The 25,254-nt window shown below is 51.4% G+C and carries 17 protein-coding genes; 15 read left to right on the top strand and 2 right to left on the bottom strand.

Translation table 11 applies throughout. The features are described 5' to 3' along the window. Positions 1 to 99 precede the first annotated feature (99 nt). The 11 genes from secA to argH all read left to right on the top strand — a co-directional run bounded on the left by secA (position 100) and on the right by argH (position 14,151). Positions 100 to 2,607, top strand: a complete 2,508-nt coding sequence (gene secA / locus ACTJKB_RS11300) for a preprotein translocase subunit SecA (RefSeq protein ID WP_440834019.1) — start codon at positions 100 to 102, stop codon at positions 2,605 to 2,607. Positions 2,608 to 2,922: 315 nt separating this feature from the next. Further along, positions 2,923 to 3,135 carry a hypothetical protein gene (locus ACTJKB_RS11295; RefSeq protein WP_440834018.1) on the top strand — a complete coding sequence of 71 codons (213 nt, stop codon included), beginning with the start codon at positions 2,923 to 2,925 and terminating at the stop codon, positions 3,133 to 3,135. 18 nt (positions 3,136 to 3,153) lie between these two features. Further along, positions 3,154 to 4,267 (top strand): peptide chain release factor 2 gene (prfB, locus tag ACTJKB_RS11290; RefSeq protein WP_440834016.1). Its coding sequence is split into 2 segments (ribosomal slippage): positions 3,154 to 3,225 and positions 3,227 to 4,267, totalling 1,113 coding nucleotides; the frame shifts between segments, so codons are not numbered across the junction. Positions 4,268 to 4,371: 104 nt separating this feature from the next. Next, a complete protein-coding gene (locus tag ACTJKB_RS11285; protein ID WP_440834015.1) occupies positions 4,372 to 5,265 on the top strand; it encodes a YitT family protein in 894 nt (297 codons plus the stop codon). 169 nt (positions 5,266 to 5,434) lie between these two features. Then, positions 5,435 to 6,490, top strand: coding sequence for an N-acetyl-gamma-glutamyl-phosphate reductase (gene argC / locus ACTJKB_RS11280; protein ID WP_440834013.1), 1,056 nt, complete (start codon positions 5,435 to 5,437; stop codon positions 6,488 to 6,490). A 21-nt stretch (positions 6,491 to 6,511) separates the two neighbouring features. Then, complete coding sequence (gene argJ / locus ACTJKB_RS11275; RefSeq protein ID WP_440834012.1) at positions 6,512 to 7,744, top strand: bifunctional ornithine acetyltransferase/N-acetylglutamate synthase; 1,233 nt, start codon at positions 6,512 to 6,514, stop codon at positions 7,742 to 7,744. Positions 7,745 to 7,784: 40 nt separating this feature from the next. Beyond that, the gene (gene argB, locus ACTJKB_RS11270) at positions 7,785 to 8,603 is read left to right on the top strand and encodes an acetylglutamate kinase (protein ID WP_440834011.1); all 819 of its coding nucleotides are present in this window, start codon (positions 7,785 to 7,787) and stop codon (positions 8,601 to 8,603) included. Positions 8,604 to 8,660: 57 nt separating this feature from the next. Next, the gene (locus ACTJKB_RS11265; RefSeq protein ID WP_440834009.1) at positions 8,661 to 9,923 is read left to right on the top strand and encodes an aspartate aminotransferase family protein; all 1,263 of its coding nucleotides are present in this window, start codon (positions 8,661 to 8,663) and stop codon (positions 9,921 to 9,923) included. A 122-nt stretch (positions 9,924 to 10,045) separates the two neighbouring features. After that, entirely contained in the window at positions 10,046 to 11,014 is a 969-nt protein-coding gene (gene argF / locus ACTJKB_RS11260) for an ornithine carbamoyltransferase (protein WP_074111256.1), read from the top strand. A gap of 376 nt (positions 11,015 to 11,390) precedes the next feature. Continuing rightward, the gene (locus ACTJKB_RS11255; protein WP_440834008.1) at positions 11,391 to 12,626 is read left to right on the top strand and encodes an argininosuccinate synthase; all 1,236 of its coding nucleotides are present in this window, start codon (positions 11,391 to 11,393) and stop codon (positions 12,624 to 12,626) included. A gap of 109 nt (positions 12,627 to 12,735) precedes the next feature. Beyond that, a complete protein-coding gene (gene argH, locus ACTJKB_RS11250; RefSeq protein WP_440834007.1) occupies positions 12,736 to 14,151 on the top strand; it encodes an argininosuccinate lyase in 1,416 nt (471 codons plus the stop codon). A gap of 401 nt (positions 14,152 to 14,552) precedes the next feature. Here argH and ACTJKB_RS11245 read toward each other — a convergent pair whose 3' ends face one another. Further along, a complete protein-coding gene (locus ACTJKB_RS11245) occupies positions 14,553 to 15,338 on the bottom strand; it encodes an alpha/beta hydrolase (protein ID WP_440834006.1) in 786 nt (261 codons plus the stop codon). Positions 15,339 to 15,605: 267 nt separating this feature from the next. Between ACTJKB_RS11245 and ACTJKB_RS11240 the strand changes: the two genes are divergently transcribed. Genes ACTJKB_RS11240 through ACTJKB_RS11230 form a run of 3 tightly spaced genes read left to right on the top strand, consistent with a single transcriptional unit; the run spans position 15,606 to position 18,536 of the window. After that, positions 15,606 to 16,232 (top strand): type IV pilus modification PilV family protein, encoded by a 627-nt coding sequence (locus ACTJKB_RS11240; protein WP_440834004.1) that lies wholly within the window; start codon positions 15,606 to 15,608, stop codon positions 16,230 to 16,232. Then, on the top strand, positions 16,216 to 16,755 hold the full coding sequence (locus tag ACTJKB_RS11235; RefSeq protein WP_440834003.1) for a type IV pilus modification PilV family protein: 540 nt from the start codon (positions 16,216 to 16,218) through the stop codon (positions 16,753 to 16,755). Before ACTJKB_RS11240 ends, ACTJKB_RS11235 begins: the two co-directional genes overlap by 17 nt. 14 nt (positions 16,756 to 16,769) lie before the next feature. Further along, a complete protein-coding gene (locus tag ACTJKB_RS11230; RefSeq protein ID WP_440834001.1) occupies positions 16,770 to 18,536 on the top strand; it encodes a hypothetical protein in 1,767 nt (588 codons plus the stop codon). A gap of 110 nt (positions 18,537 to 18,646) precedes the next feature. Here ACTJKB_RS11230 and ACTJKB_RS11225 read toward each other — a convergent pair whose 3' ends face one another. Then, on the bottom strand, positions 18,647 to 23,203 hold the full coding sequence (locus ACTJKB_RS11225) for a DUF5057 domain-containing protein (RefSeq protein ID WP_440834000.1): 4,557 nt from the start codon (positions 23,201 to 23,203) through the stop codon (positions 18,647 to 18,649). A 360-nt stretch (positions 23,204 to 23,563) separates the two neighbouring features. On the opposite strand from ACTJKB_RS11225, the gene ACTJKB_RS11220 reads away from it, so the two are divergent. Continuing rightward, complete coding sequence (locus ACTJKB_RS11220; RefSeq protein ID WP_440833998.1) at positions 23,564 to 25,228, top strand: GspE/PulE family protein; 1,665 nt, start codon at positions 23,564 to 23,566, stop codon at positions 25,226 to 25,228. The last annotated feature ends 26 nt before the right edge of the window (positions 25,229 to 25,254 follow it).

Genomic DNA, 25,254 nt, shown 5'->3' with positions numbered 1-25,254 from the left:
AATTTATGAAGCAGCGGAATCGAAATCATATATGGCCCTTTCAATATTAGTGAGGATGGGCTCGGTTCCACCATCTGTGTTGCATGAAAGGGGTTAACCATGCTAGGACTTGTAAAAAAAATATTCGGCGACACCAATGAACGTGATGTCAAACGTCTCATGAAGACGGTCGATGTAATTAATGGGTTGGAGCCCGATTTCGTATCACTTTCGGATGAAGAACTGAAAGCTAAGACCAATGAATTCCGTGCCCGGATTGAGAAGGGCGAAACCTTGGAAGAAATTCTTCCCGAGGCATTTGCAACCGTACGCGAAGCTTCCAAACGGACGCTGGGCATGCGGCATTTTGACGTTCAATTAGTTGGAGGCATGGCACTGCATGAAGGCCGGATCTCCGAGATGAAGACTGGTGAAGGCAAGACGCTGGTAGGTACACTGCCGGTCTACCTGAACGCTTTGCTCGGCAAAGGCGTACATGTGGTAACGGTCAATGACTACCTGGCTCAGCGCGACAGTGCGCAGATGGGACAAATTTATAACTTCCTGGGTATGACGGTTGGGGTGAACCTGAACGGCATGGACCATGCTGATAAGCAAGAAGCTTATGCCTGCGATATTACGTATGGCACAAACAACGAGTTCGGTTTTGACTATCTGCGCGATAACATGGTGCTCTATAAGGAGCAAATGGTTCAGCGTCCGCTCTATTTCTGTATTATTGATGAAGTTGACTCTATTCTGATTGATGAAGCGCGGACTCCTCTTATTATCTCCGGACAAGCTGAGAAATCGACGGAGCTGTATTATGCGGCTGACCGTTTCGTAAAGAGACTGACTGCTGAAGAGGATTATACTGTTGATATTAAGGTGAAATCCGTGGCATTAACGGAAAAGGGTGTGGCTACGGCAGAGCGTGCTTTTGGGGTGGAAAATCTGTATGACCATGCCAATGTAACCCTTAACCATCACATTGTACAAGCGCTCAAGGCAAACGTAATTATGCGCCGCGACGTCGACTATGTAGTGAATGAGGATGAGGTTGTCATTGTAGATGAATTCACCGGCCGTTTGATGGCAGGACGCCGTTACAGTGACGGGTTGCACCAGGCTATCGAAGCCAAGGAAGAAATTCAGGTGCAGAATGAGAGCATGACCCTGGCCACCATTACATTCCAGAACTATTTCCGGATGTACCGCAAGCTGGGTGGAATGACAGGGACAGCGAAGACCGAAGAAGAAGAGTTCAAGAAGATCTATGGTCTGGAAGTTCTGCAGGTGCCAACCAATAAACCGAATCAGCGTGCGGATATGCCGGACGTTGTATACAAAAGCGAAAACGGTAAGTTTAACGCAGTGGTAGCAGAAATTGTAGAGCGCCACAAAAAGAATCAGCCCGTTCTGGTAGGTACGGTTTCTATTGAGAACTCCGAACGTGTATCCGAAATGCTGAAACGCAAAGGTGTAAGACACCAGGTTCTGAATGCTAAGCATCATGCGGCGGAAGCAGAAATTATCTCCCATGCAGGTCAGCCGGGAACCGTAACCATTGCTACGAATATGGCTGGACGGGGTACGGATATCGTACTCGGTGAAGGGGTGACAGATCTCGGAGGTCTGCATATTATTGGTACAGAACGCCATGAATCACGCCGGATCGACAATCAGCTGCGCGGCCGCGCGGGACGTCAAGGCGACCCGGGATCCACTCAGTTCTACTTGTCGCTCGGCGACGAATTAATGAAGCGTTTTGGTGCGGACAACGTGCTGAATATGATGGACCGTCTTGGGTTTGAAGAGGATCAGCCGATCGAGAGCCGTATGATCACGCGTGCTGTAGAATCTGCCCAAAAACGTGTCGAAGGCAACAACTTCGATATTCGTAAAGTCGTACTTCAATATGATGACGTCATGAATCAGCAGCGTGAGATTATCTACAAGCAGCGCCGCGAGATTCTGGAGTCTGACAATATCAAAGACGTCGTAATTGAAATGATCAAGCCGGTTATTGACCGTATTGTTCATGCCCACTGCAGTGACGATATTCCCGAGAACTGGGAGCTGCAGGAAGTTGCTGATTATGTGAACAGCAAGCTTTTGGAAGAAGGCGAGCTGACACGGGACGATCTGTGGGGCAAAGAAGTTGAAGAGATCATCGAATTCATCTTTGGCCGTGTGCTGGAGAAGTACGCAGCCCGTGAAGAACGCCTGGGCTCTGAGCTGGTGCGTGAATTCGAAAAGGTTATCGTCTTGCGTTCGGTTGACAGCAAATGGATGGATCATATTGATGCGATGGATCAGCTTCGTCAAGGGATTCACTTGCGCGCGTATGGCGGTACTGACCCGCTACGCGAATATCAATTTGAAGGCTTTGAAATGTTCAATGCCATGACCGCCACCATTCAGGAGGAAGTTGCGACCTACATTATGAAGGCGCATATTGAAACCAATCAGGAACGGCAATCCGTAGTGGAAGAGAATAAAATCTCTACCAACGGTGAGCCTGCCGAGAAGCAGCCTGTGCATGTTGAGGCCGCTATCGGCCGCAACGATCCATGCCCTTGCGGCAGCGGCAAGAAATACAAGAACTGCCATGGACAGAACGCGTAAGTACAGCGGGCCTTTTGATTTTCCGGCTTTCGGCTTTATCCTTTTCAGTAAACCAGTGCGCAGACATTAATCTGCAAAAGCTGTTTACAGAACTGTACTTCATGTACTTCATATGCTTCATGTCTGTGCTCCACAGTTCAAGGGTTATAATGACAATAAAAAGCGGCTGGGCCCGGGGGACTCCCCGTTTGCGGCCCGGCCGCTTTTTTGGGCTTTGGGAGCTATGTTGATTCCTAAGCGAAGCAGAAGGCGTTATTCTTGAAACCTGGATTCAGGTGGAAGTAACGGAGGGGGAGTTTGGAACTGTAGGAGCGAATGCGTCCGCCTTTGTTCACAGATTTCAACCGCGGGCAGCGGTCTCCAATCAGGAAATCTGTGAACAACAGCGGCCGGAAGTCCAAACATTCCCCGCAGTTACGTCCATCACCGGGAACGAGTGTTGAAGAAGACGAGCTTCAGACAGCGAGGGTTATCAACTATATGGACAATGTCCAATCCAGCCGCCCCGGCGCAATGATTTTATATTGAAAGGTGAAGTGATCACACATGATTGATCCTAATGTTAAGCAGGACCTGCGTGAAATAGGCAAGAAACTTACCGACCTTAGGGGGTCTCTTTGACTTAGATCTGAAGCAGGAGATGATATCCAACTTCGAAGAAAAGATGGCAGCGCCCGGATTCTGGGATGATCCAGAGAAGGCACAAGGCGTCATCGCCGAGATGAACGCGGTGAAATCATCCGTGGATCAGTATGAGAAGCTGCAGCAGGAATACGATGATGCGGCGATGATGGCGGAGCTGGCAGATGAAGAGGGCGATGAGGATTTGGCGGCAGAGGTCGCCGGAACGATTCGCAGTGTGTCTGGCAAGGTCGATGAGTTCGAGCTGCAGCTGCTGCTCAACCAGCCGTATGACAAGCTCAATGCCATATTGGAGCTGCATCCCGGTGCCGGCGGAACGGAGTCCCAGGACTGGGGGCAGATGCTGTTGCGCATGTATACCCGCTGGGCGGAGAAACGGGGCTTCAAAGTAGAGGTCCTGGATTATTTGCCGGGCGATGAAGCAGGGATTAAGAGTGTTACGCTTTTGATCAAAGGCTACAATGTCTATGGCTATCTGAAAGCTGAAAAGGGAGTACACCGGCTGGTGCGCATTTCCCCGTTCGATGCCTCAGGCAGACGCCATACCTCGTTTGTATCCTGTGATGTGGTACCCGAGATTGCAGATGATGTAGAGGTGGATATCCGTACAGAGGATCTGAAGATCGATACGTATCGGGCCAGTGGCGCAGGCGGTCAGCATATCAATACGACGGATTCTGCGGTGCGTATTACTCACTTGCCTACCGGCGTAGTGGTAACGTGCCAGAATGAACGCTCACAGATCAAGAACCGGGAACAGGCGATGAAAATGCTGCGTTCCAAGCTGTATGAGCGCAAGCTGCAGGAGCAGCAGCAGCATCTCGATGAGATCCGCGGCGAGCAATCGGATATTGCATGGGGAAGCCAGATCCGCTCCTATGTATTCCATCCCTATAGTATGGTAAAGGATCACCGTACTTCTGTGGAAACCGGTAATGTTGGAGCGGTGATGGACGGCGATTTGGACGCTTTTATCGACGGATATTTGCGCAGCCAGATTAAGACAGAAGCAGAATAAGGGGATAATGATAATTCCTACGCGTCTTCGGAGGTGTAGGAATTTTTTTGAGAAGTTTAGGGTGTAATAGCTTCAAGTATAAACGTTAAGGAGAATAACTTTGCATGCAAAAAATCAATTCACGCAATAAACCCCCGCTGATTCCGCTGAACGGGCCATTGCGCCATACGGTGGATATTATGCTGATTCTGGTGGGCTCACTGATTACGGGGCTTGCTTTTAATCTGTTTTTTCTGCCGAACCAAATCGCTTCCGGAGGGGTATCGGGGTTATCCGTACTCGCGGAAGCCTGGTTTAAGGCTGAACCTGCCTTCACCCAGTGGGCACTGAACATTCCACTGTTTATTCTTGGGGTGATATTCCTGGGCAAGCAATATGGAATTAGGTCGTTGCTCGGCAGCTTTGTGCTGCCGCTGTTTATCTTTTTGACGAAAGACGGGCCTGTGCCGACCACGAATCCGCTGCTTGCTTCTATTTATGGCGGGATTGGGGTGGGATTGGGTCTGGGGCTGGTATTCCGCGGACGCGGGTCCACGGGAGGCTTGACCATTTTGGCGCAGATTATTCAGAAGATCACGGGATTCAGCTTCTCGCTGTCTGTGGTGCTGCTGGATGGTACGGTGATTACGCTGGCTGCTTTTGTACTGGGAATGGAACAGGCAATGTATGCGCTGATTGGCTTGTTTGTGACGGGCCGGGTCATCAACGCGCTGGAGGTTGGCTTCAGCACGACCAAGGTGGCCTACATCATTGCGGATAAGACAGAAGAGATTTCTCAGGCCATCCTGAACGATCTGGACCGTGGTCTGACCAAGCTGAATGCGCAAGGCGGCTATACGGGCGATAGCCGCACAGTACTTATGGTCGTTGTGGGCCAAAATGAGATTACCCGGCTGAAGGCAATTGTGCGTTCTGTTGATCCGGGGGCGTTCGTCATTATTACCGAGGCACATGAAGTGCTGGGCGAAGGGTTTAAAAGAGAAGTGCAGTCTCCTTAGGGGGTCTGCACTCTTTTTTTGGGAATATAAGTATTATGTGCTTCACGCTGATATCTTTCTAGCTCAATAAACTTGACGTTACATGTTGTATTTATATTAATTCGGTCGTATAATAATACATATTTCCAAGGGCGGTATTCATGATATTCATAACAGGCAGGAAGCGGGGATGACAGTGACAGGCAAGCTGAGAGCGGCAATTGTTGGATCAACGGGTTATGGGGGCGTGGAGCTGATCAGGCTGCTGCAGAACCATCCTGATATAGAGATTACTTCAGTGATTTCCTCTTCAAGCGCAGGTGTGCCTATTGAGGAAGGTTTTCCTCATTTAACGGGGATTGTGCAGCGTAATCTGGATGGAGTGGACGCGGCAGAGATTGCCGGCAGGGCGGATGTGGTATTTACAGCAACGCCGTCGGGGGTCAGTGCCAAGCTGGTGCCGCAGCTGCTGGAGGCAGGGCTGAAGGTCGTCGATCTGTCCGGTGACTTCCGGCTGAAGGACGGCGCAGAGTATGAGCAATGGTATAAGCATCCGGCTCCGTCTGATTCCTATTTGCAGCAGGCTGTATACGGATTATGCGAAGTGTTCGGCGAACGTGCCGCCGGGGCAGACTTCATTTCCAATCCGGGCTGTTATTCCACCGCTTCGCTGCTGGGCTTGATTCCGGCGCTGCAGGCGGGCTGGATCAAGCATGACAGCATTATTATTGATGCGAAATCGGGTGTGTCCGGGGCAGGCCGGGGAACGAGTCTGATGGTTCATTACTCCGAAATCAACGAGAATTTCAAAGCTTATAAGGTGAACAAGCATCAGCACATTCCGGAGATTGAACAGACCCTGGCGGAGATATCCGGAGAGAAAGTGACGGTGACATTCACTACACATCTGGTGCCGATGACCCGCGGGATTATGAGCACGATGTACGCCGGGATGAACGGTGGGTACAACGAGCAGGATTTTGTGGACTTATATCGTAAATATTATGCAGGACGGCCGTTTGTGCGGGTTCGTGACGCTGGTGTGCTGCCGGCAACCAAAGAGGTCAGCGGTTCTAACTATTGTGATATCGGTTTTGCTACAGATGCCCGTACAGGTCGGGTGACCATTGTATCCGTCATTGACAATATCGTTAAGGGTGCGGCAGGGCAAGCGATTCAGAACCTGAATTTGATGATGGGATGGGAGGAAACCCGCGGCCTGGGCTACACACCTGTGTATCCTTAAGGTTCAGCGGTCAACAATATAATGATTGAGAAGCAAGTTTTTACCGTCTTGGAAGGCGGAAGTGTTACGACACCTAAGGGATTTAAGGCTGGAGGGCTGCACTGCGGCCTCAAAAAAACAGAGCGCAATGACCTGGCAGCCATCCTCTGCGAGGTTCCGGCGACAGCGGCTGCTGTGTATACAACGAATGTTTTCCAGGCTGCACCGCTTAAGGTAACGCGGGAGAGTCTGGTGAATGGTACGCTTCAGGCGGTTATCGTGAACAGCGGGAATGCGAATGCCTGTACAGGTGATCAAGGCGAAGCCGATGCCTATGAAATGCGTGCTGCCGCTGCCCGCCGCTTAGGCGTGAATGAACAGGATGTTGCGGTTGCTTCTACCGGCGTGATCGGAGAACTGCTGAAGATGGACTGTGTGCGAAGCGGGATTGCCGGGCTGCCTGAGAAGCTGGACGGAGGAGCCACCGGAGCAGAGGAGTTCTGCCAGGCGATCCTCACCACAGATCTGGTCAAAAAAGAATGCTGCGTGAAAGTAAGGGTCGGGGGTAAAGAAGTAACGATTGCCGGAGCGGCCAAAGGTTCGGGGATGATTCATCCCAATATGGCAACCATGCTGGGTTTCATGACTACGGATGTTGTAATTGACGGCGAGTCTCTACTCAGTCTGCTCCGCACTGCGACGAATACGACTTTTAATATGATTACGGTAGATGGGGATACAAGCACTAATGATATGCTGGTTACGATGGCGAGCGGGCTTGCGGGGAATGAAAAGCTGACACGTCTGCATGCGGACTGGGATGCTTTTGCCGCGGCATTTACGCATGTCTGCCAGAGTCTGGCCATGGCCATTGCCCGTGACGGTGAAGGGGCGACGAAGCTGATTGAGGTGCAGATCCGTGGTGCGGTGCACGATGAGGCTGCGGCTGCGATTGCCAAGACGGTGGTCGGCTCCAGTCTTGTGAAATCGGCGATTTTCGGCGCGGATGCCAACTGGGGGAGAGTGATTGCCGCAGTAGGACGCGCAGGGGTGCCGGTATCGCCGGAACAGGTGGATATTTCACTTGGCGGGATTGAGGTGCTCAAGCAGTCGCGGCCAGTGGCTTTTGATGAAGAGAAAGCCCTGCATTATTTGCAAAAAAGCGATACCGTGCTGATTACCGTAGCTTTGTCTGATGGAGACGGCAAGGCTACCGCCTGGGGCTGCGACCTGACGTATGATTATGTGCGCATTAATGCCGCATACCGTACCTGATTCATGGCTGGCACTCCACTTACGGGGGGGATAACGAAAAATGACTGTAGAACCTACTGAGGATCATAAAGCTGGCGGACTGTTCGTGATGAAATGTGGCGGCAGTACGCTGGCGGCGCTTCCGGATTCGTTTTTTGATGATTTGCGGGAGCTGCAGGAGAGTGGTGCCCAGCCCGTCATCGTGCACGGAGGTGGGCCGGCGATTTCCGGCAATCTGGAGAAGCTTGGCATTGAGAGCCGCTTCGTGAACGGCCTGCGGGTGACGACCGAGGAAGTGCTGGATGTGGTGGAGATGACGCTGGCCGGAAGCATTAACAAGGCAATTGTCCGAAGGATTCAGGGCAGCGGGGGGCAAGCGCTCGGCTTATCCGGTGTGGATGGACGGCTGATCACCGCCCGGCTGGTCGCGAACAGTGACGAAGTGGGGCTGGTTGGTGAAGTGACAGAGGTCAACGCGGAGATTGTGCGGGGTGTTCTGGCGATGGGCTATATCCCTGTAATCGCGCCGATTGGTGTAGATGCCGGAGGCCAGCGATACAACATTAATGCGGATACGGCGGCGGGGGCGGTAGCTTCTTTTATCGGGTCGCCCCAAATGATCGTCGTTACGGATGTTCCGGGCATAATGCGTACACTGGATGGCCTTAAAACCGTACTCCCGTCTGTGACGGTGGGACAGATTGAAGACTTGATCGAAAGCGGCGAAATTTATGGCGGGATGATTCCCAAAGTACGCGCGGCGATCGATTGTATTCAGGGCAGTGTGTTCGAAGTAGTGATTGTTGACGGCAAAGAGCCACGGGTGCTCAGCCGGGTGCTGCAGGGTGAAGAGCTGGGAACACGGATTATTCGTTCATAACTAATAACAAGCGCTGACGGGAATACCGGAAGCAGCATGGTGGGAGAGTGACTAAGAATGAGTGAGCTTACACAAGCGGAAAAAGATTCTTTGACAGGGGCACCGCAGGACCGTTCAGCAGAGACGGAGGTTCAGGAGGCTGCTCCTGCCAAGCTGAGTGCGGTATTCCCGTCCTACGCCAGATACGATATCAGTCTGGTCAAGGGCAAAGGCAGCTGGGTATGGGATGATCAGGGCAATAAGTATCTCGATTTCATGTGCGGCCTGGCTGTAACGAGTTTGGGCCATGCACCGGAGAAGGTTGGCGCGAAGCTGAAAGCGCAGATTGATACGCTGTGGCATGTCTCGAACCTGTTCCACATTCCGGGACAGGACCGGGTGGCGGCATTGCTGACGGCTAACAGCTGTGCGGATCAGGTGTTCTTTTGCAACAGCGGGGCCGAAGCGAATGAAGCAGCGATCAAGCTGGCGCGCCGTTATCACCAGAAGGTGAAGGGAACGGGCCGTTATGAAGTGATTACCTTCGAGCAATCCTTCCATGGACGTACCTTGGCGACGCTGACGGCTACCGGACAGCAGAAGGTAAAAGAAGGCTTCCTGCCGCTCCCGGCAGGCTTCAAGACCGTGCCTCTGCATGATCTTCCGGCGCTGAAGGCGGCTATTTCCGAGAATACGGCAGCCATTATGCTGGAAATGATTTTGGCTGAAGGCGGCGTGCTGGAGGTGCAGCAGGAGTTCCTGGATGCGGTGGTAGAACTGTGCAAGGAGCACGGATTGCTGCTGATCGTGGACGAGGTGCAGACCGGCATGGGACGCACAGGCAAGCTGTTTGCGCATCAGCACTACGGTATTGAGCCGGATATATTCACTCTGGCCAAAGGAGTCGCCAGCGGCTTCCCCGCAGGTGTGATGCTTGGCAAAGGCTATTTGCGTGAAGCTTTCAGCCCAGGCAGTCATGCGAGCACCTTCGGCGGAACGCCACTTGCGGCAGCAGTGATGGAAGCGACGATCGAAACGATGCTTGAAGACAATCTGGCGCAGCGAGCTGCCGAAATGGGCGAATATCTGAAAGGGCTGCTTAGAGAGAAGCTGGCAGATATACCTTTTGTGCAGGAGATCCGCGGCAAAGGCCTGCTCATCGGCATTGAATGTGCGGCACCTGTAGCGGATATCGTGTTGGCCGGACAGCAACGCGGGCTGCTGTTCGTACAGGCCGGACCGAATGTCATTCGGCTGCTGCCTAACCTGTATGTAAGCACTGAGGAGATCCACCAGGCGGTGGACATCCTTTCGGAACTCATTCATACTTATGCTAAATAAGATGAACTTAAGAATGAAGCAGGGAGTTGCCGTAAAGCCTTATACTTAAGGCTTTCTGGCAACTCCGTATATTACATTCTTAAGTTCACGTTCTATAACAATGGAAAATGGGAGGCAGGTTCATGAGCCAGGGAGTACACAGCGATACCGGAAAACTCGCGCAGCAGCTCAAAGGCCGTGATTTGCTGGAGCTGAACGACTACAGCCCGGAGGAAATCACGTATTTGATTGATTTGGCGATCGAGCTTAAGCGTAAGCAGAAGAGCGGTGAGGTCTACCAGCCGCTGAAGGGGAAGACGATTGGGCTTATTTTTGAGAAATCCTCGACCCGCACACGCGTATCATTCGAAGTGGGCATGTTCCAGCTTGGAGGTCATGCGCTGTTCTTGAGTAAAAATGATATCCAGCTCGGACGCGGAGAAACCGTGGGCGATACGGCACAGGTGATGTCGCGTTATCTGGACGGCATTATGATCCGTACCTTCGGCCATGATAAAGTGGAGGATCTGGCTCGATATGCTTCGGTTCCTGTCATCAACGGACTAAGCGATCTGGCGCATCCCTGCCAGGTGCTGGCCGATTACCAGACCGTCTATGAGCACAAGGGCAAGCTGAAGGGCTTGAAGCTGGCTTATATCGGCGATGGTAACAATATGGCGCATTCCCTGCTGATCGGCGGTGCTAAGCTGGGTGTGCATGTCTCCATTGCCGGACCCGAGGGCTATGAGCCGGATGCAGCTGTAGTGGCAGAGGCACGTGAGATTGCCAAGGAGACCGGCTCAGTGATTGTGGTTACCCGCAGCCCGCAGGAAGCCGTACAGGACGCGGATGTCATCTACACGGACGTATGGGCAAGCATGGGCTTCGAAGCCGAGCAGCTCGCGCGTGAGGCTGCCTTTAAGGACTATCAGGTCAACGAAGAACTGGTCAAAGGCGCGAAGAGCGACTATCTGTTCCTGCACTGCCTCCCGGCCCACCGTGAGGAAGAGGTCAGCACTGGCGTAATCGACGGCCCGAACTCGGTTATCTTCGACCAGGCGGAGAACCGTCTGCATGCTCAGAAAGCGCTGATGGCTGCATTGATGGGCTAAGTAGCGAATCTCCGGGCTAAACTAAAGCTCAGAGTTAGCAGCGATATGGATAAATGAAGGTTGATTATGCAAGTCAGGCAAGGGTTTTGCCTGGTCTTATGCTATATAAAACACGATATAGGATGAAATTAAGCTTTAAGGGTTGGAATTCGGGTGCATAGCAAACGGAGTGAAAGTTTGGAACTGTAGGAGCGTCAGCGTCCGCCTTTATAATCGGATTTCCCCCGCAGCCTGCGGGCTTGAAATCACAGAAATCCGATTATAACAGCGGCCGAAAGTCCAAACATTTCACGCAGTTGCGTCCAGGCACCGGAAGCTCCATACGCCAGGCTAAGTTCGGTCCTATACCCCCCACACGAAAGGAAGTTGCACCCCCATGGCTAAAGAAAAAATTGTGCTCGCCTATTCTGGCGGACTGGATACCTCGGTCATCCTGAAATGGCTGAAAGAAACGTATGACGCTGAGATTATTGCGTTTACAGCCGATATTGGCCAGAAGGAAGAGCTGGAAGGCTTGGAGGAAAAAGCCCTTGCTACCGGCGCATCGAAGGTCTATATCGATGACCTGCGCGACGAGTTCGCGAATGACTTCATCTACCCGATGTTCCAATCGGGCGCTTTGTATGAAGGCCAGTATCTGCTCGGTACCAGCATCGCCCGTCCGCTGATTGCGAAGCGTATGGTGGACATTGCCATTGCTGAAGGCGCGACGGCTATTGCCCATGGCGCAACCGGCAAAGGGAATGACCAGGTGCGCTTCGAGCTGAATGCGGCGGCTTTGTCGCCAAGCATCAAGGTGATTGCGCCTTGGCGGCTTGAAGAATTCCGCAACCAGTTCCCGGGCCGTGCGGAAATGATCGCTTATGCGGAAGCCAATGGAATTCCGGTTCAGGCCTCGGCGGCCAAGCCTTATTCCATGGACCGCAACCTGCTGCACATCAGCTATGAGAGCGGCGTGCTGGAAGATCCCTGGTTCGATCCAAGTGCACCGGAGAACAAAGGCATGTTCCTTCTCAGTAACGCACCGGAGGATGCTCCGGATGAAGCGGAATATCTGGAGCTGGACTTCCTCAAGGGCGACTGTATCGCGCTGAATGGCGAGCCGTTAACTCCGCTGCAAGTCATGGAGAAGCTGAACGAGCTGGGCGGCAAGCATGGGATTGGACGCGTCGACATGGTGGAGAACCGTTTTGTCGGCATGAAGAGCCGAGGTGTGTACGAAACGCCGGGTGGAACGATCCTGTTCACAGCCCACCGCAAAATGGAATCCATCACGATGGACCGTGAAGTGATGAACCTGCGCGACAGCCTGATTACCAAATACAGCACACTCGTGTACAACGGGTTCTGGTTCGCACCTGAACGCCTTGCACTGCAGGCGCTGGTGAAGGAAAGCCAGAAGAACGTTACGGGCACCGTGCGCGTCAAGCTGTACAAAGGCAATATCATCGGAGCCGGTGTGAAGTCTCCGGTCAGCCTGTACAATCCGGATATCGCCACCATGGAGGCTGATCCGACTCAGGCTTACGATCAAGGGGATGCAACAGGCTTTATCCGCCTGAATGCCCTGCGTTTGAAGGTTTCTGCGGGCGTGGCGGAATCGAATCAATAGATAAGCGTTAGGCATATAGATAAGGCAAACATAAGCAGACAGCCGAAGGCCGTTCCTCCCGTCAGGACAGGAGCGGCCCTTCTAACGTCAATAGAGGAGGATACAACAGGTGAGCAAGCTGTGGGGCGGACGTTTTACCAAAGGGACCAACAAGCTGGTGGAGGAATACACAGCCTCTATCGGATTCGATAAGCTACTTGCTGAAGAGGATGTGCAGGGCAGTCTGGCCCATGTCACGATGCTGGGCAAATGCGGCATCCTGCCGCTGGAGGATGTAGAAACCATCAAGAACGGATTGAACAAGGTGCTGCATAAGGTACGTGCGGGTGAGATTGTTTTTTCCGTAGCGGATGAAGACATTCACATGAATATCGAGAAGAATCTGATCGAGGAGATTGGCCCGGTCGGCGGCAAGCTGCACACCGGACGCAGCCGCAACGACCAGGTGGCTACGGATATGCACCTGTATCTGCGTAACCGCGTAGTGGAACTGGTAGCCCTGCTGCATGAGCTGCAGGAGTCGCTGATTGGGCAAGCCAAGGACAATGTGGAGACAATCGTTCCGGGCTACACGCATCTGCAGCGTGCCCAGCCGATCCTGTTCGCCCATCACCTGCTGGCATATGTGTCCATGTTCCGCCGCGATGCGGAGCGTCTGATGGACAGCTATAAACGGATCAACGTACTGCCGCTGGGAGCAGGGGCGCTTGCGGGAACCACCTTCCCGATTGACCGTCATTTTGTGGCGGAGCAGCTCGGATTTGACAGTGTCTATGAGAACAGCCTGGATGCCGTCAGTGACCGTGACTTCATTGTCGAGTTTCTGGCTAACGCCGCACTCGTGATGACTCACCTTTCCCGGCTCAGTGAGGAGCTGGTGCTGTGGAGCAGCACAGAGTTCAGCTTCGTAGAGTTGGATGATGCCTTCTGCACAGGCAGCAGCATTATGCCGCAGAAGAAAAATCCGGATGTACCAGAGCTGGTACGCGGCAAAACGGGCCGTGTCTACGGGAACCTGATCGGCCTGCTGACCGTGCTCAAGTCCCTGCCGCTCGCTTACAATAAGGATATGCAGGAAGACAAAGAGGGCATGTTCGACACCGTAGCTACCCTGACGGGTGCCTTGCAGCTGTTCGCGCCCATGATCTCCACCATGAAGGTGAACAAAGTCCGGATGCGTGAAGCCGTCAACACGGACTTCTCCAACGCGACCGATATCGCCGACTTCCTGGTGGGCAAAGGGCTGCCTTTCCGCCAGGCGCACGAGGTGATTGGCAAGACGGTGCTGTACTGCATTAACGAAGGCAAATTCCTGCTGGATCTGACATTGGAGGAGTTCAAGCAGTTCTCCCCGCTGTTCGATGAGCAGATCTACGCCGTGCTGCAGCCGGAGGCTGTTGTGAACGCACGCAACGTCTATGGCGGTACGGCAACTGTGCAAGTCATAGCAGCAACCCAGCGGGCAGAAGCAGCGCTGAACGACACCAGTGAGTGGATAGCGCAGCATGTGAATACTATAGGGTAAGAAGAGGCCAATTGACTGAAAATAGACTGCTGGAACCAAGGGACTGTCTTTCTGCCACATCACTGATGTGGGAAGACAGTCTCTTTTTGCTCTATAAAACTAGAGAATGAAGACAAGCAGACTGATGAATTCATTGTGAGCCCAGGGGCTTCACTTTACCATGACACCCATTTAGAATTTTAGCTTTATCGGAGTGATGTGGAATTAGTGAACTTAAATGGGCCTTTAATCATTTTTCTGAGAGGTTTGTGGGAAATAGTAGACTTAATCTGAGCAAATTCACCCGTGAGGGTGCAGGTCCAAGTGGAATAAGTTTACTTTTTCCACTTGGACCTGCAGAGGAGCCAAAGTGGTGAGAATTAAGTTTACTTTTTCCACTTGGCCCAGGTACAGGTCTTCATTCATTTACCTAGAGGCAGCCAGGCCAGCACGTCACGGATTTTGGTATCCCAATAACCCCACTCGTGTTCGCCGGGACCTTCCTCATAGGTTAAGGACAATGAAGTTTTGGAGCAAGCCTTGCGGAAGCTCTGGTTGTCCGTGTACAGGAAATCCTCCGTACCGCAGCATTGGTAGAGAAGCGGCTTCGGTCCCTTGGAGCGGTCGGCCTCTTTCAGCAGCCAGAGCAGATCGTCCGGGGTGTTTTCAATACTCTTTTTACCGAAAATCCGTTCATACTCCGGGGTCTTCTTAGTTGGATCCTCCCAGTTCAAGAAATTATGCGCCATATCGAGTGCTCCTGACAGGCTTGCCGCTGCCGCAAACGTTTCAGGCTTACGCAATCCCAGCTTCATCGCCCCATAGCCGCCCATCGAGAGCCCGGCCACAAAGGTATCCTCACGTTCCGGTGATAGCGGGAAAAAGGATCGGGCGAGTGCCGGCAGTTCCTCGCTGATAAAGGTCCAGTACCGGTCTCCCTCGGCCATATCCGTATAAAAGCTCCGGTGCACCTGCGGCATCACCACGGCGATCCCCATTTGGGCTACATAACGCTCAATGGAGGTGCGGCGGAGCCAGATGGAATCGTCATCCGACATGCCGTGCAGTAAATAGAGTGTGGGGTGAAGCTTGCCTTTAGTTACATTAGTCATGCCGATCTGTGTAGTGGTCTGCTGCGGCAGAATCACCGTCATAGAGGTGCTCAGTCCCAGTACATCCGAATAAAACCTGCATTCGATCAAAGCCATATTGTTGTCTCCTTTCCATTCAGCCCAAATGATAGCACAGCACAAATTAGATATAAATTGTAGAAATCTCTAGAATTATTACACACAAGGATTGCTGGTTCAGGAACAGAAAGAATATAATGGAAATAGGTATAAAGTTTCATGGATTTGAATCTGGATACAGGACTGAAGACACGGTATTCTTTTGAAATCACAAGTACATAGCTGGCCCACCGGCAGTGAAATTAAATGCAGGCTAGATCAAATCTGGCACAAGGAGCGGACTGAATGCAGCGGAAGGACAAGCATAGCCCTCTATGGAACAGACAGCAGGGCTTTACCTTGATTGAGGTTTTGGCAGCCATCGTTATTCTCTCGATTGTCTCATTGATGCTGACCTCCTATTTCACTAACGCCATGTCCTACTCCAAATCGAACCAGAACCGAACGATCATGGTCAACCTGGCGCGTAATGCGCTGTTTTATGCGGAGAAGCAGGATTTTGAGACGATGAGTTTATATTTTCAGGGGAAGCAGGCAGAGGGGGGGAATCCCGCTATACCGGGCCATTCCAGCATTAGGGCCTCAGACTGTGTACTCATTACAGAAGCCACGGCAAGCTGTGGGGCGTATCAAACCGTCGTTACGGACACCAATGCACTCGCCAGCGTACTGAATCCGGTAATCAATAATATCAGCTATCAGGTGAACATTGTCTACCAGGTGAATCTTCATCAGGACATGCTGGCTGGCAGAATCAGCGGCGGAGATGAGAGTCAAGTGGACGAACGCAAAAAGGAAATGGCACCCTATTTAATTCCGGTTAAAGTCACTGTCACGGGACCCGGCGGCCCTCAAGGCCGTTCTTCAAGTACGGTAGTGGAGGGTTATATCACGGATGAGAAAATACGCTGAGCGTTTGAAGTCCGAACGGGGTTTTACCTTGATCGAAGTGATTGCCGCTATGACGCTTTTCTCGTTGATTGTCGGCATGATTTCAGTGGTTACGATGTTTGGTATACGAAGTTATCACAAAATAACGATCGAAAATTCACTAAGAGATGAAGCAGACATCATTATGTCCTCTATTATGAATGAGCTATATACGTTTTCTCCCGAAACCGTGGAAAATACTGCTACTGGCATTCTACTGAAGAAAACAAGAGAAGGGGCCGCAGATGAGGTGGTCAAAGTTGCTTTTGCACAAGGGCAGCTTGTAATCGGTGCGCAAGCAGCGGCTCCTGACCCGGATAATCCGAGGACTGCAGTGCATTCGAGTCTCTCAGGTTCAAGCATTTCTTCTTCTGCGGCTGACGGGAGGGCTCCCCAGATCTCTTTTCCCTATGAGAGCGGACTGATCCATATCTCGCTGAAGCTGGCACAGGAATATGACGGCAGAACTTACAGTATGGAACTGAAAAGCAAATTCGGATTTTAGGAGGCCAAGGGCCGATGTCTGGACCATTAACGGGCAAAATGAATTTTAAGAGAAGGCTTGGAGATCCGCTCCGGCACCTTCATGGAGAACAGGGCTCCGCACTTGTGCTGGTCATGTTTATTGTTCTGCTGCTGACCATTCTGGGGATGGGGGTGCTTAGTGCAGCGGTTGGAGGAGCCCAGCGAACAGAGACGCGAAAGAACGATGTTCAGAGCCTTCACCTGGCGGAAAAGACATTGGACGAGGCGGTTGCCTACATTACGGCTGGTCTGAATGACGAAATTAATAAAGGTGTGGACGTAAGTCAAGCTGATCTGGATATCAAAATCAACAGCTTCCTGCAGAATCTGCCTGCCGGTCCGAACGGTTTTCTTACCAGTACCGATCTGCTGCAAGCCGATGGAGAAAAAGCAGTCGGTAAAATTACCAGCGTTCATTCCGAAAGAATGGGAACGGGTCAAGCCGGTCAAACTGTCAGCTACAGACTGACTCTGAACGCTGAGGCTGAGGTCAACGGGGTAAAGCACACGCTGTCCCAGACGGTGGTTATCGACACATCTCCTGATTTTCTCAAATACACATTAGGGTCAGAGAAGAATCTAACCATTAACGGCGCACCTTATATCCAAGGTAATATTTACGCCGGTGATACGCTGACTATTAGTGATACCGCTCAATACTCGTACAAAAATATTGACCATACTTTTACATCCCAACCCTTTGAACTGACGGGCGAAGCCCATGTTCAATCCTTGCGCAAACTGGTGTATAAGGAGCAGGGGATACCGGATATAACAGCAGATAAAATCACCCCTGCCACATCGATGATCGGCAAGATCCCACAGGAGAACGTCAAAATCAAAAATCACCGCAGCTTCGTTGAAGTGAATGTCGAATCCTCCTTCATTGATAAAGTCACCGAGGCCGTAGGCAGCGGAGCCAATACAACAGACATCTCAACCAACTTGAAGAACGGTACTTTGGCGGCCTACCTGAAAAGCATATCCTCCGGTCTGTTTGACCACCCGGTTCTTCCGCCGAAGCCTGATCCTAATGACGTCTCGGACCATGGGAAGCAGCTTCAACAAGAATATGCTGATGCGGTTCGGCGTCTGACTGTGCCTGAAGGATCAGTGATTTACAACGGGGACTTGACCTTGGATGGCACGGAGCTGAAGGGAATCACGTATTCGGAGAAGTCACCCCGCAACTGGTATATCATTGACGGCGATCTGAGGATCAATAATTACGGCAGCGCTACACCCATTCAGGTACGTGCCAATATTCTAGTGACAGGCAAAGTAGAGATCAGAGGGAAGGTGGAGTTTGATTCTACCCTCTTTGTGTATAAGAAGCCGCAAGTCATCAACGGGCAAGAAGAATATACGACCACCGTGGAGGATGCGTCGATTAAGGGCCTGAACGGCAAGGAGCTGGTGCTTATCTCGCAAGGCCCGATTCTGATCAACCGGCTGGCCGCTTTCACGAATGATGAACCGGCACCGCTCGATGCTTTTTTCTATACGGATTCCGCAGCGGAGCTGTATGGTGTAGGGTCGATCTTCTCACTGAGCGGGGGCTTCTTCGCCAAGGGCGATCTGACCATAAATGCGGTGCGCGGCAGTGCAGCCGGAGGCGCAAACGATATCGACGTTACCCCCGACAACCGCCTGATCCGGTTCAAAGCATCCTATAATGATCAGATTTTCAACGATCAACAGGCAGGTCTCCCCCGTGTCAAAGCGGTCAATATCCGTGTAGAAGGATTGAAGCTGAATTGAGCAGAATCCATAGTAGTTAATCATTGGCTTCAGCAGATACATGAACACCCCCCTGCTATCTATCAGCACAAGATGCTGTAGACAGCAGGGGGGTGTTTGGGTGTGGTTACTTAATACCGGTCTTCATTGGTGACTTTGACCAGAATGGTATCTTGAATGGAAGGATCGTCCTTATAGACAACAGTCACGGAGGCGGAGCCTTTGACGAGCCCGGTAATAAGGCCGTTCTTTACTGTCACTACAGCGGGGTTGCTGCTCGTCCATTCCAGTTTGCCCTGGATATCTGCCAGTGTCATGCTCTCAGGGAACAGGGTAAGATCATGGATATTGAATAAGTTGTGTGAGTTCTCACTCCCTACTCCAATGCTAATCGAATCCGGCAGGTTAAGGCCGGTTAATCTGGCACCTACGGTAATGGTTGCCGTGGCTGTTACCGGTTGTTCCGGCACCAGTCCCGGTGTAGTAACTTTAACGGTGATAGGGTGGTCCGTTGCGGTGACTCTTAATCCTTTTAGTTGAATGCTGCTGGTGTCCGTGCCGTTAATCATTTCTGCGTAGGTTCCACCTTCGCCTTCCAGACTCCAGGTGTAGACTGCAGGATCTGCATTGGCTGGTGTAATCACCCGTACCTGCAGCGGGATTTGCTGTCCGACGTTGACCAGTGACAATCCTTCAATCCTGATTTGGCGTACCGGATTCGTGAAGGTCACCGTAAGCTCTTTGGTGGCGGCCCCGGCAGGCGAGACGTTGGTATTGACCTGTGCCACGAGCGTAGCCTGACCGGAGTGATCAGCCACCAGAATAGCATGGTTCTTCAAAGGTGAATCGGGAGATACAACCAAATCTACCCCGGCGGTATCGCTTCCCGGTTTGATCTTCCATTCATACCCCGTAATCTCATCAGCGGTACTGTACAGAGCTTCAAAGTGGGCCTCTTCCCCCACATAAGCCGTGCTGTCACCGATAATGTTAAGGTCGGGAGAAATCACCTCCACAGAAGCGCTTGCCGTGATGCCGCTGCCGTCTCTGGCCCTAATTTGAATAGTAGCGGTACCCGCCTGAAGCCCTTTCACTACTCCCTCATCGGTTACTGTAGCAACTTCGGGATTGAGGGATAACCAGAAGACCTCCTTGTTGTCTGCATCGTCAGGGAGGACCGTGACCATGGGTTTCATCCCCAGTTCAGTGTCTACATTAATCCGTGCATTCTGCAGGGTGAGCCCTGTTACCTTAACAATCGCTTTGAAGCTTGCCGGATTAAAGTAGATCGTTTTCTGCGGATAGACAGGTTCCGGGTCCTTAACTACCTCTGGCAGAGTCCCGGTAAATGCCCCGAGTCGCAGATAACCTCCGTTATTGGTACGTAGCTCTTTGGCGATAAGGGTTCCGGTAAGCTGACCATTATCGAACTGCACACTTGCTACAGGAGCAAGCACGCTTGCTTGGACTCCAACACCGTTGATGGTTACGGATGTGGCTTCCGGAAAATTGAGAATAATATGACTGCTCTGTATATTCGTTAAATCAAACCCGCCCGAAATCGAGACGGATTCACCATGTACATTGATGATAACGGTCGAGCTTTGGGGAGCTTTGATTTTTATATTATTCAGTACATTCGTTTTGACCTCAAAAACATTCCGATTGTTATCTGTACCCGTGAAATTAAGATAGCTGTCCACACTGCCGTTTGCCGTTAAAGAGCCAAGGGCTTGGGACTGGCGCAGCAGGAGCTTCTGGCTGTCTGCGAAGTTGATGGGAGCCCCTTGGGTTACGGTACCCGTAACGGAATTGTTCGGCGTAATGGCCGAGGTGCCCCCATAGGTGACGTTCCCGCGGATGGCAGCGCCGTTTCCTCCGTTGAAGATAAAGTTCCCTCCGACGACCAATGCATTATTGCGGGTGCCCCCTTGTCCTTTCAGGCTATAGCTGGTGAACTCTGCATTGCCGGCCGCGGCGATACGCCCCTCCGTGCTGGTGCTCCTCAAATTCACATTTCCTAAGATGAACGCGTTATATTCATTGCTGAGTGTATTTATATTATCAAATACCTCGGAAGTATTTCCCCCCGTCTTCACGGAATGTACCTCATAGTACGTCAATTTTGAACTCCATTCAGCCAGATTATAAGAGCGCTTCTCACTTGGGATAGCGGTCAGATTGAACGTGACAGGCTGACTGGACTCGGGCTCAAAAGTTGTTCCATCCCTGGATAATCCATACCTGATATCAGCTAAGCTCCCCGTTAGCGTGTATCCCTCCGCAAGGCTGCCGCTCTTGGTGATTCCTGCCGGCAGAGGCTCCGTAAACTCCAGCATGGCTGGGAATTTCTCGGAATACCCGATATTTGAAATGACCAACTGGCTGCTGGCCTCGGCATTTGGCACAGTATAGGCCGGGATAGGGTTAGGAGTGATTGTATAGGCAAGGGTCACAGCTTTTCCCCGTTCCACCGTATCCGGCGAAACGGTCCGGCTGAGGGATAGTTTGGACTCCACGTATTCTACCGCCACATTCACTGTTTTGGTCGCCAGAGCTCCCTGGCTGTCCCTTGCCGTAATCTCAATTTGCAGAGCACCACCGGCGGGCAGCGGATTGTTGAAGGTCTGTGTTACCGTCTCCCCGGACTGCACAGTCTTATCGGCCATCGCATAATCAGTCAAGTATTCATTACCTGACTTGAACTTGATGCCGGTGATCAGATTCTTATCTTTGAGATCCCAGTCATTGACGGTATAGCTGACAACGAGCTTGTTCTGGTAGGACGGTTTGGTGCTGTGATCCTGCGGCATGGCCACTGTAATTTCGGGAGCGTGATTGGCTCCGGTGAAGGCACGGTACATTGTATTTACGAACAGCATCTGCTCCCATTGGGGAAAGTTCTTGTTGGTATGGCCCGTACCGGAAAAGGTGATGTTACCTACAGAATACGTATAGAAATGGTTGTAGCTGTCATCGGTATCCCGGTTCGATCCTGAAATGTTGTACCAGGGAATGACATCGGCCCGTTCCAGATTCAGCGGGAAAAACTGGTCATGAGTCGTAGCCACCGTGTATCGTCCCGTGCTTGAGCTTAAGGCAACCTTGCCGAGATCGAAAGGATACTGTGTCAAAAGCCCTTCGTTAACAGGCACTACCGAGGTGGAGGAATTGACCGCCTGGCCGCCCAGATAGGTCCGGGGTAAAGCTTGTCCCACCATGTCGTGGAAGTATGAGCTCCAGTAGTTGTAGTTCTTGACGCCATTGGTGGTACTCTCCACGTACGGGTCCAATACAGGCGTAGCTGGATTCGCATCAACCTCGCGGAAAATGGTATCATGCGTCAGCATCAGGCTTTGCCGGGTTTCTTCGGCAAAGGCCTTCACCGCATCGGCGGCGGCTTGGGATAGCATCGGTTTGGTTACGCGGTCGTACATATCCTGAAAGCCAAATACGATCATATCGTAGTTGCCGTTCAGACCAGAGGTCTGGTCCGTGGCGCTGATGTGCTGGGCGATGTAATTGTTGAACCCCTTCATGTCGAGCACAGTGATTTTCAGATCGTAATCGGTATTAGACAAGTAAGAGGCAGTCATGTTCTTGTTGGTCGTGCTCAGCAGGTTGCTGTCCGGCTTGTCAGCAGGCATAACCTGAAGAACTTTAATCTCCGGTTTAATCCCTCTGTACCGGATAACATCTGCGTCGAAATCCTTTAATCCGGTAAGGGTATCGCTGATTTCTATTTTCCAGTATAGCGGTCCTGAATAGGTTGACGGCAGTTTGTAGCGGATTGTGCCCGTCGAAGAGGTCATCATTTCGGTAGCGACGACATTGTTTTCGGTCATGGGCAGTGAAGAATCCACATTGATGAACAAGCGGACCCTTATGGGATGTAGCGTGAAGTCGGAAACATTGTCCAGCTTGACATCGAAGCTCAGAGTGTCCCCGGATACGTAGACATGATCAGGCTTATCGCGGTAGCTTACAATACTTGTCTTATTGGTCAGCGTGAGTCTTGGCCGTTGGGTCAGACCGGCCATATAGGGTGAGGAGGCGTCTATTATTTTATCAGTTAAGGTGTTCAGACCCGTCAGATTTGGAAGGAAAACGACATTGGATTTGGAGCCTGATGCTGTACGGTATGTATTGAAGGAGGAAAACAAATGGCCTTGTTTGGCAACGGATGATTCCTGCGCGTCGAAAGTCTCGTTTCTGAAAAACACATATAAGCCTTTGTTGATGTAATAATTGGTTATTTCCTTAGCCTTAAGGAGAGTGATGTCGTTCTCCACACTTGTGGTGTTATGGGCTTTGCTTCGAGCATCGTTGCTGCTGCTGTCTGTGCTGTTGACTTTTGCTGTGTTGAAATCGCCTTTGCCGATATAGAGAGCGTCATATTTGCCGTCCCAGTTCTCACGCAGCGAGACGAACTTCTTCATGGTCATGGTGTCGATCTGAACGTTGGGCTGATTGTGCAGAGCATCCAGCTCGCTAAGGGGGAATAGGTCAGTAGAACTCAGCTTCAGGCTTGGGCTGGTTGGATCGGTAATCTCCAGAATGCGGATTGAGTAATGATTGTCGGTAGCATTCACAGGCAATACATAACCTTGAATAAATGCGGCGATCAAAAGAATCGACAGTGCGATTCCAGGGATAAGGATCCATTTTCTCCGCCTTATGAATTCCATCTGACAATTCCCCCCGAATAATAGTTCGAAACATTTGCTATAAACTACGAATCTTGTATGAAATTAACCGGAAATGGAAATCGGAATTGTAAAAAAAACAGTTATATGCTATATATCATTCTAGGACAATTTACATGTATAGGCAATAATTATCTATGAAAAAATACCCTGAATTTTAAGTAATTGGAACTATTTTTCGGCAATTTATTCTTATTTTATGGACCGATTCCTACTGAATTACATATTTTCACCTGATATTTTAGAAGAGTAGTAGTTTAGAACTACCTTTCCATATGAAACTATGTTACCTTGCTTATCTGATTGGAAACTAAAACTAGATAATGTGGAGATGAGTGGACGTTGCCAATCATAAAAAAGAGACTTGGAGATCTGCTGGTAGAGAATGGGATCATCTCTCAGGAACAGCTGGTGGAGGCTCTCGGCGAACAGAGAAAGAGCAAACGCAAGCTCGGTGATCTGTTGATCTCACAAGGTTACATTACCGAACAACAGCTCATTGAAGTGTTGGAATTTCAGCTCGGCATTCCGCATGTCAGCTTGTTCAAATATCAGATTGATCCGGCGATTACGCAGATTATTCCGGAGAGCATGGCCAAACGATACCAGGTTCTTCCTTTTATGAAAGAGGGCGGCAAACTGATGGTTGCCATGGCTGATCCTCTGGATTACTTCGCTATTGAAGATCTGCGGATGAGTACCGGATTTCGGATAGAACCTGCTATTTCCACCCGGGATGAGCTGCAGCGGGCCATAGCCCGTCATTACGGCATGCGTGATTCGATGAGCCAGATGATGGTGGAGCTGCCGACCCAGGAAGAAATAGAAGAAACCGAAATCACGGACGAGGATTCACCGATTGTCAGGCTGGTCAACCAGATGATCCAGCAGGCTGTTGCACTGCGTGCTTCCGACATTCATGTTGATCCGGGGGAGAACCATCTTTCGATCCGTTACCGGATCGACGGATCGCTGCGGACAGAACGGGTGATTCCGAAGCAGATGCAGGGCTTTATTACAGCCAGGCTGAAGATCATGGCCAAGCTGAACATCGCAGAGCGGCGGCTGCCGCAGGACGGACGGATCAAGATGCAGTTCGACTACAAAATGGTCGATATCCGCGTATCCTCGCTGCCTACCATGCATGGGGAGAAAATCGTGCTCCGGCTGCTGGATTTAAGCTCAGGTATCAAAACGGTGGAAAATCTCGGCTTCAGCGAGCCGAATGCTGCAGCCTTCAGGGAAATGATCGCTAGGCCCTACGGCATTCTGCTGATTACCGGCCCCACCGGCAGCGGCAAAACGACGACCCTGTATTCTGCACTGAATCAGCTTAATGTGGAAAGCACCAATATTATTACCGTTGAAGATCCGGTGGAGTATCAGCTAGAAGGAGTCAATCAGGTTCATGTCAATCCTGCGGTCGGGTTGACCTTTGCGGCCGGGCTCAGGTCCATTCTGCGGCAGGATCCGAATATCGTCATGGTTGGGGAGATCCGTGACACGGAGACCGCCGAGATTGCGGTTCGAGCCTCGCTGACAGGTCACCTTGTGTTGTCGACGCTGCATACTAATGACGCCATCAGCACCATTTCCAGGCTTCGGGATATGGGGATCGAGCCGTATCTCATCGCATCCTCGCTGATCGGGGTAGTCGCCCAGCGGCTGGTCCGTAAGATCTGCAATGACTGCAAGGAAACGTATAAGCCGTCCGAACAGGAGGCAATAGTGCTCCGCAAGCATGGCCTGCCGGCAGAAAGTCTGCACCGCGGCCGGGGCTGCGGCAGCTGCAATACGACGGGCTACCGCGGACGTATCGCCATTCATGAAGTGCTTACGATTGATGACTCTATGCGGGAACTGATTACGAACATGGCCCCGGTCGAAGAATTGAAGGGGGCTGCCCGGAAGCTTGGGCTTGTGCAGTTAATGGATGACGGCTTCCTCAAGGTTGCGCAAGGCATGACTACGCTTCAAGAGGTTATGCGCGAAACGGTGTCCCACTAATTTGAACTTGAATGATTCATCGAGAG

Origin of the sequence: Paenibacillus sp. 22594, assembly GCF_052044425.1 — a bacterium.
Taxonomy (GTDB): Bacteria; Bacillota; Bacilli; order Paenibacillales; family Paenibacillaceae; genus Paenibacillus_AQ.
Note: the sequence above shows the minus strand (reverse complement) of the source record. Positions and strands in the feature narration are given on the sequence as shown.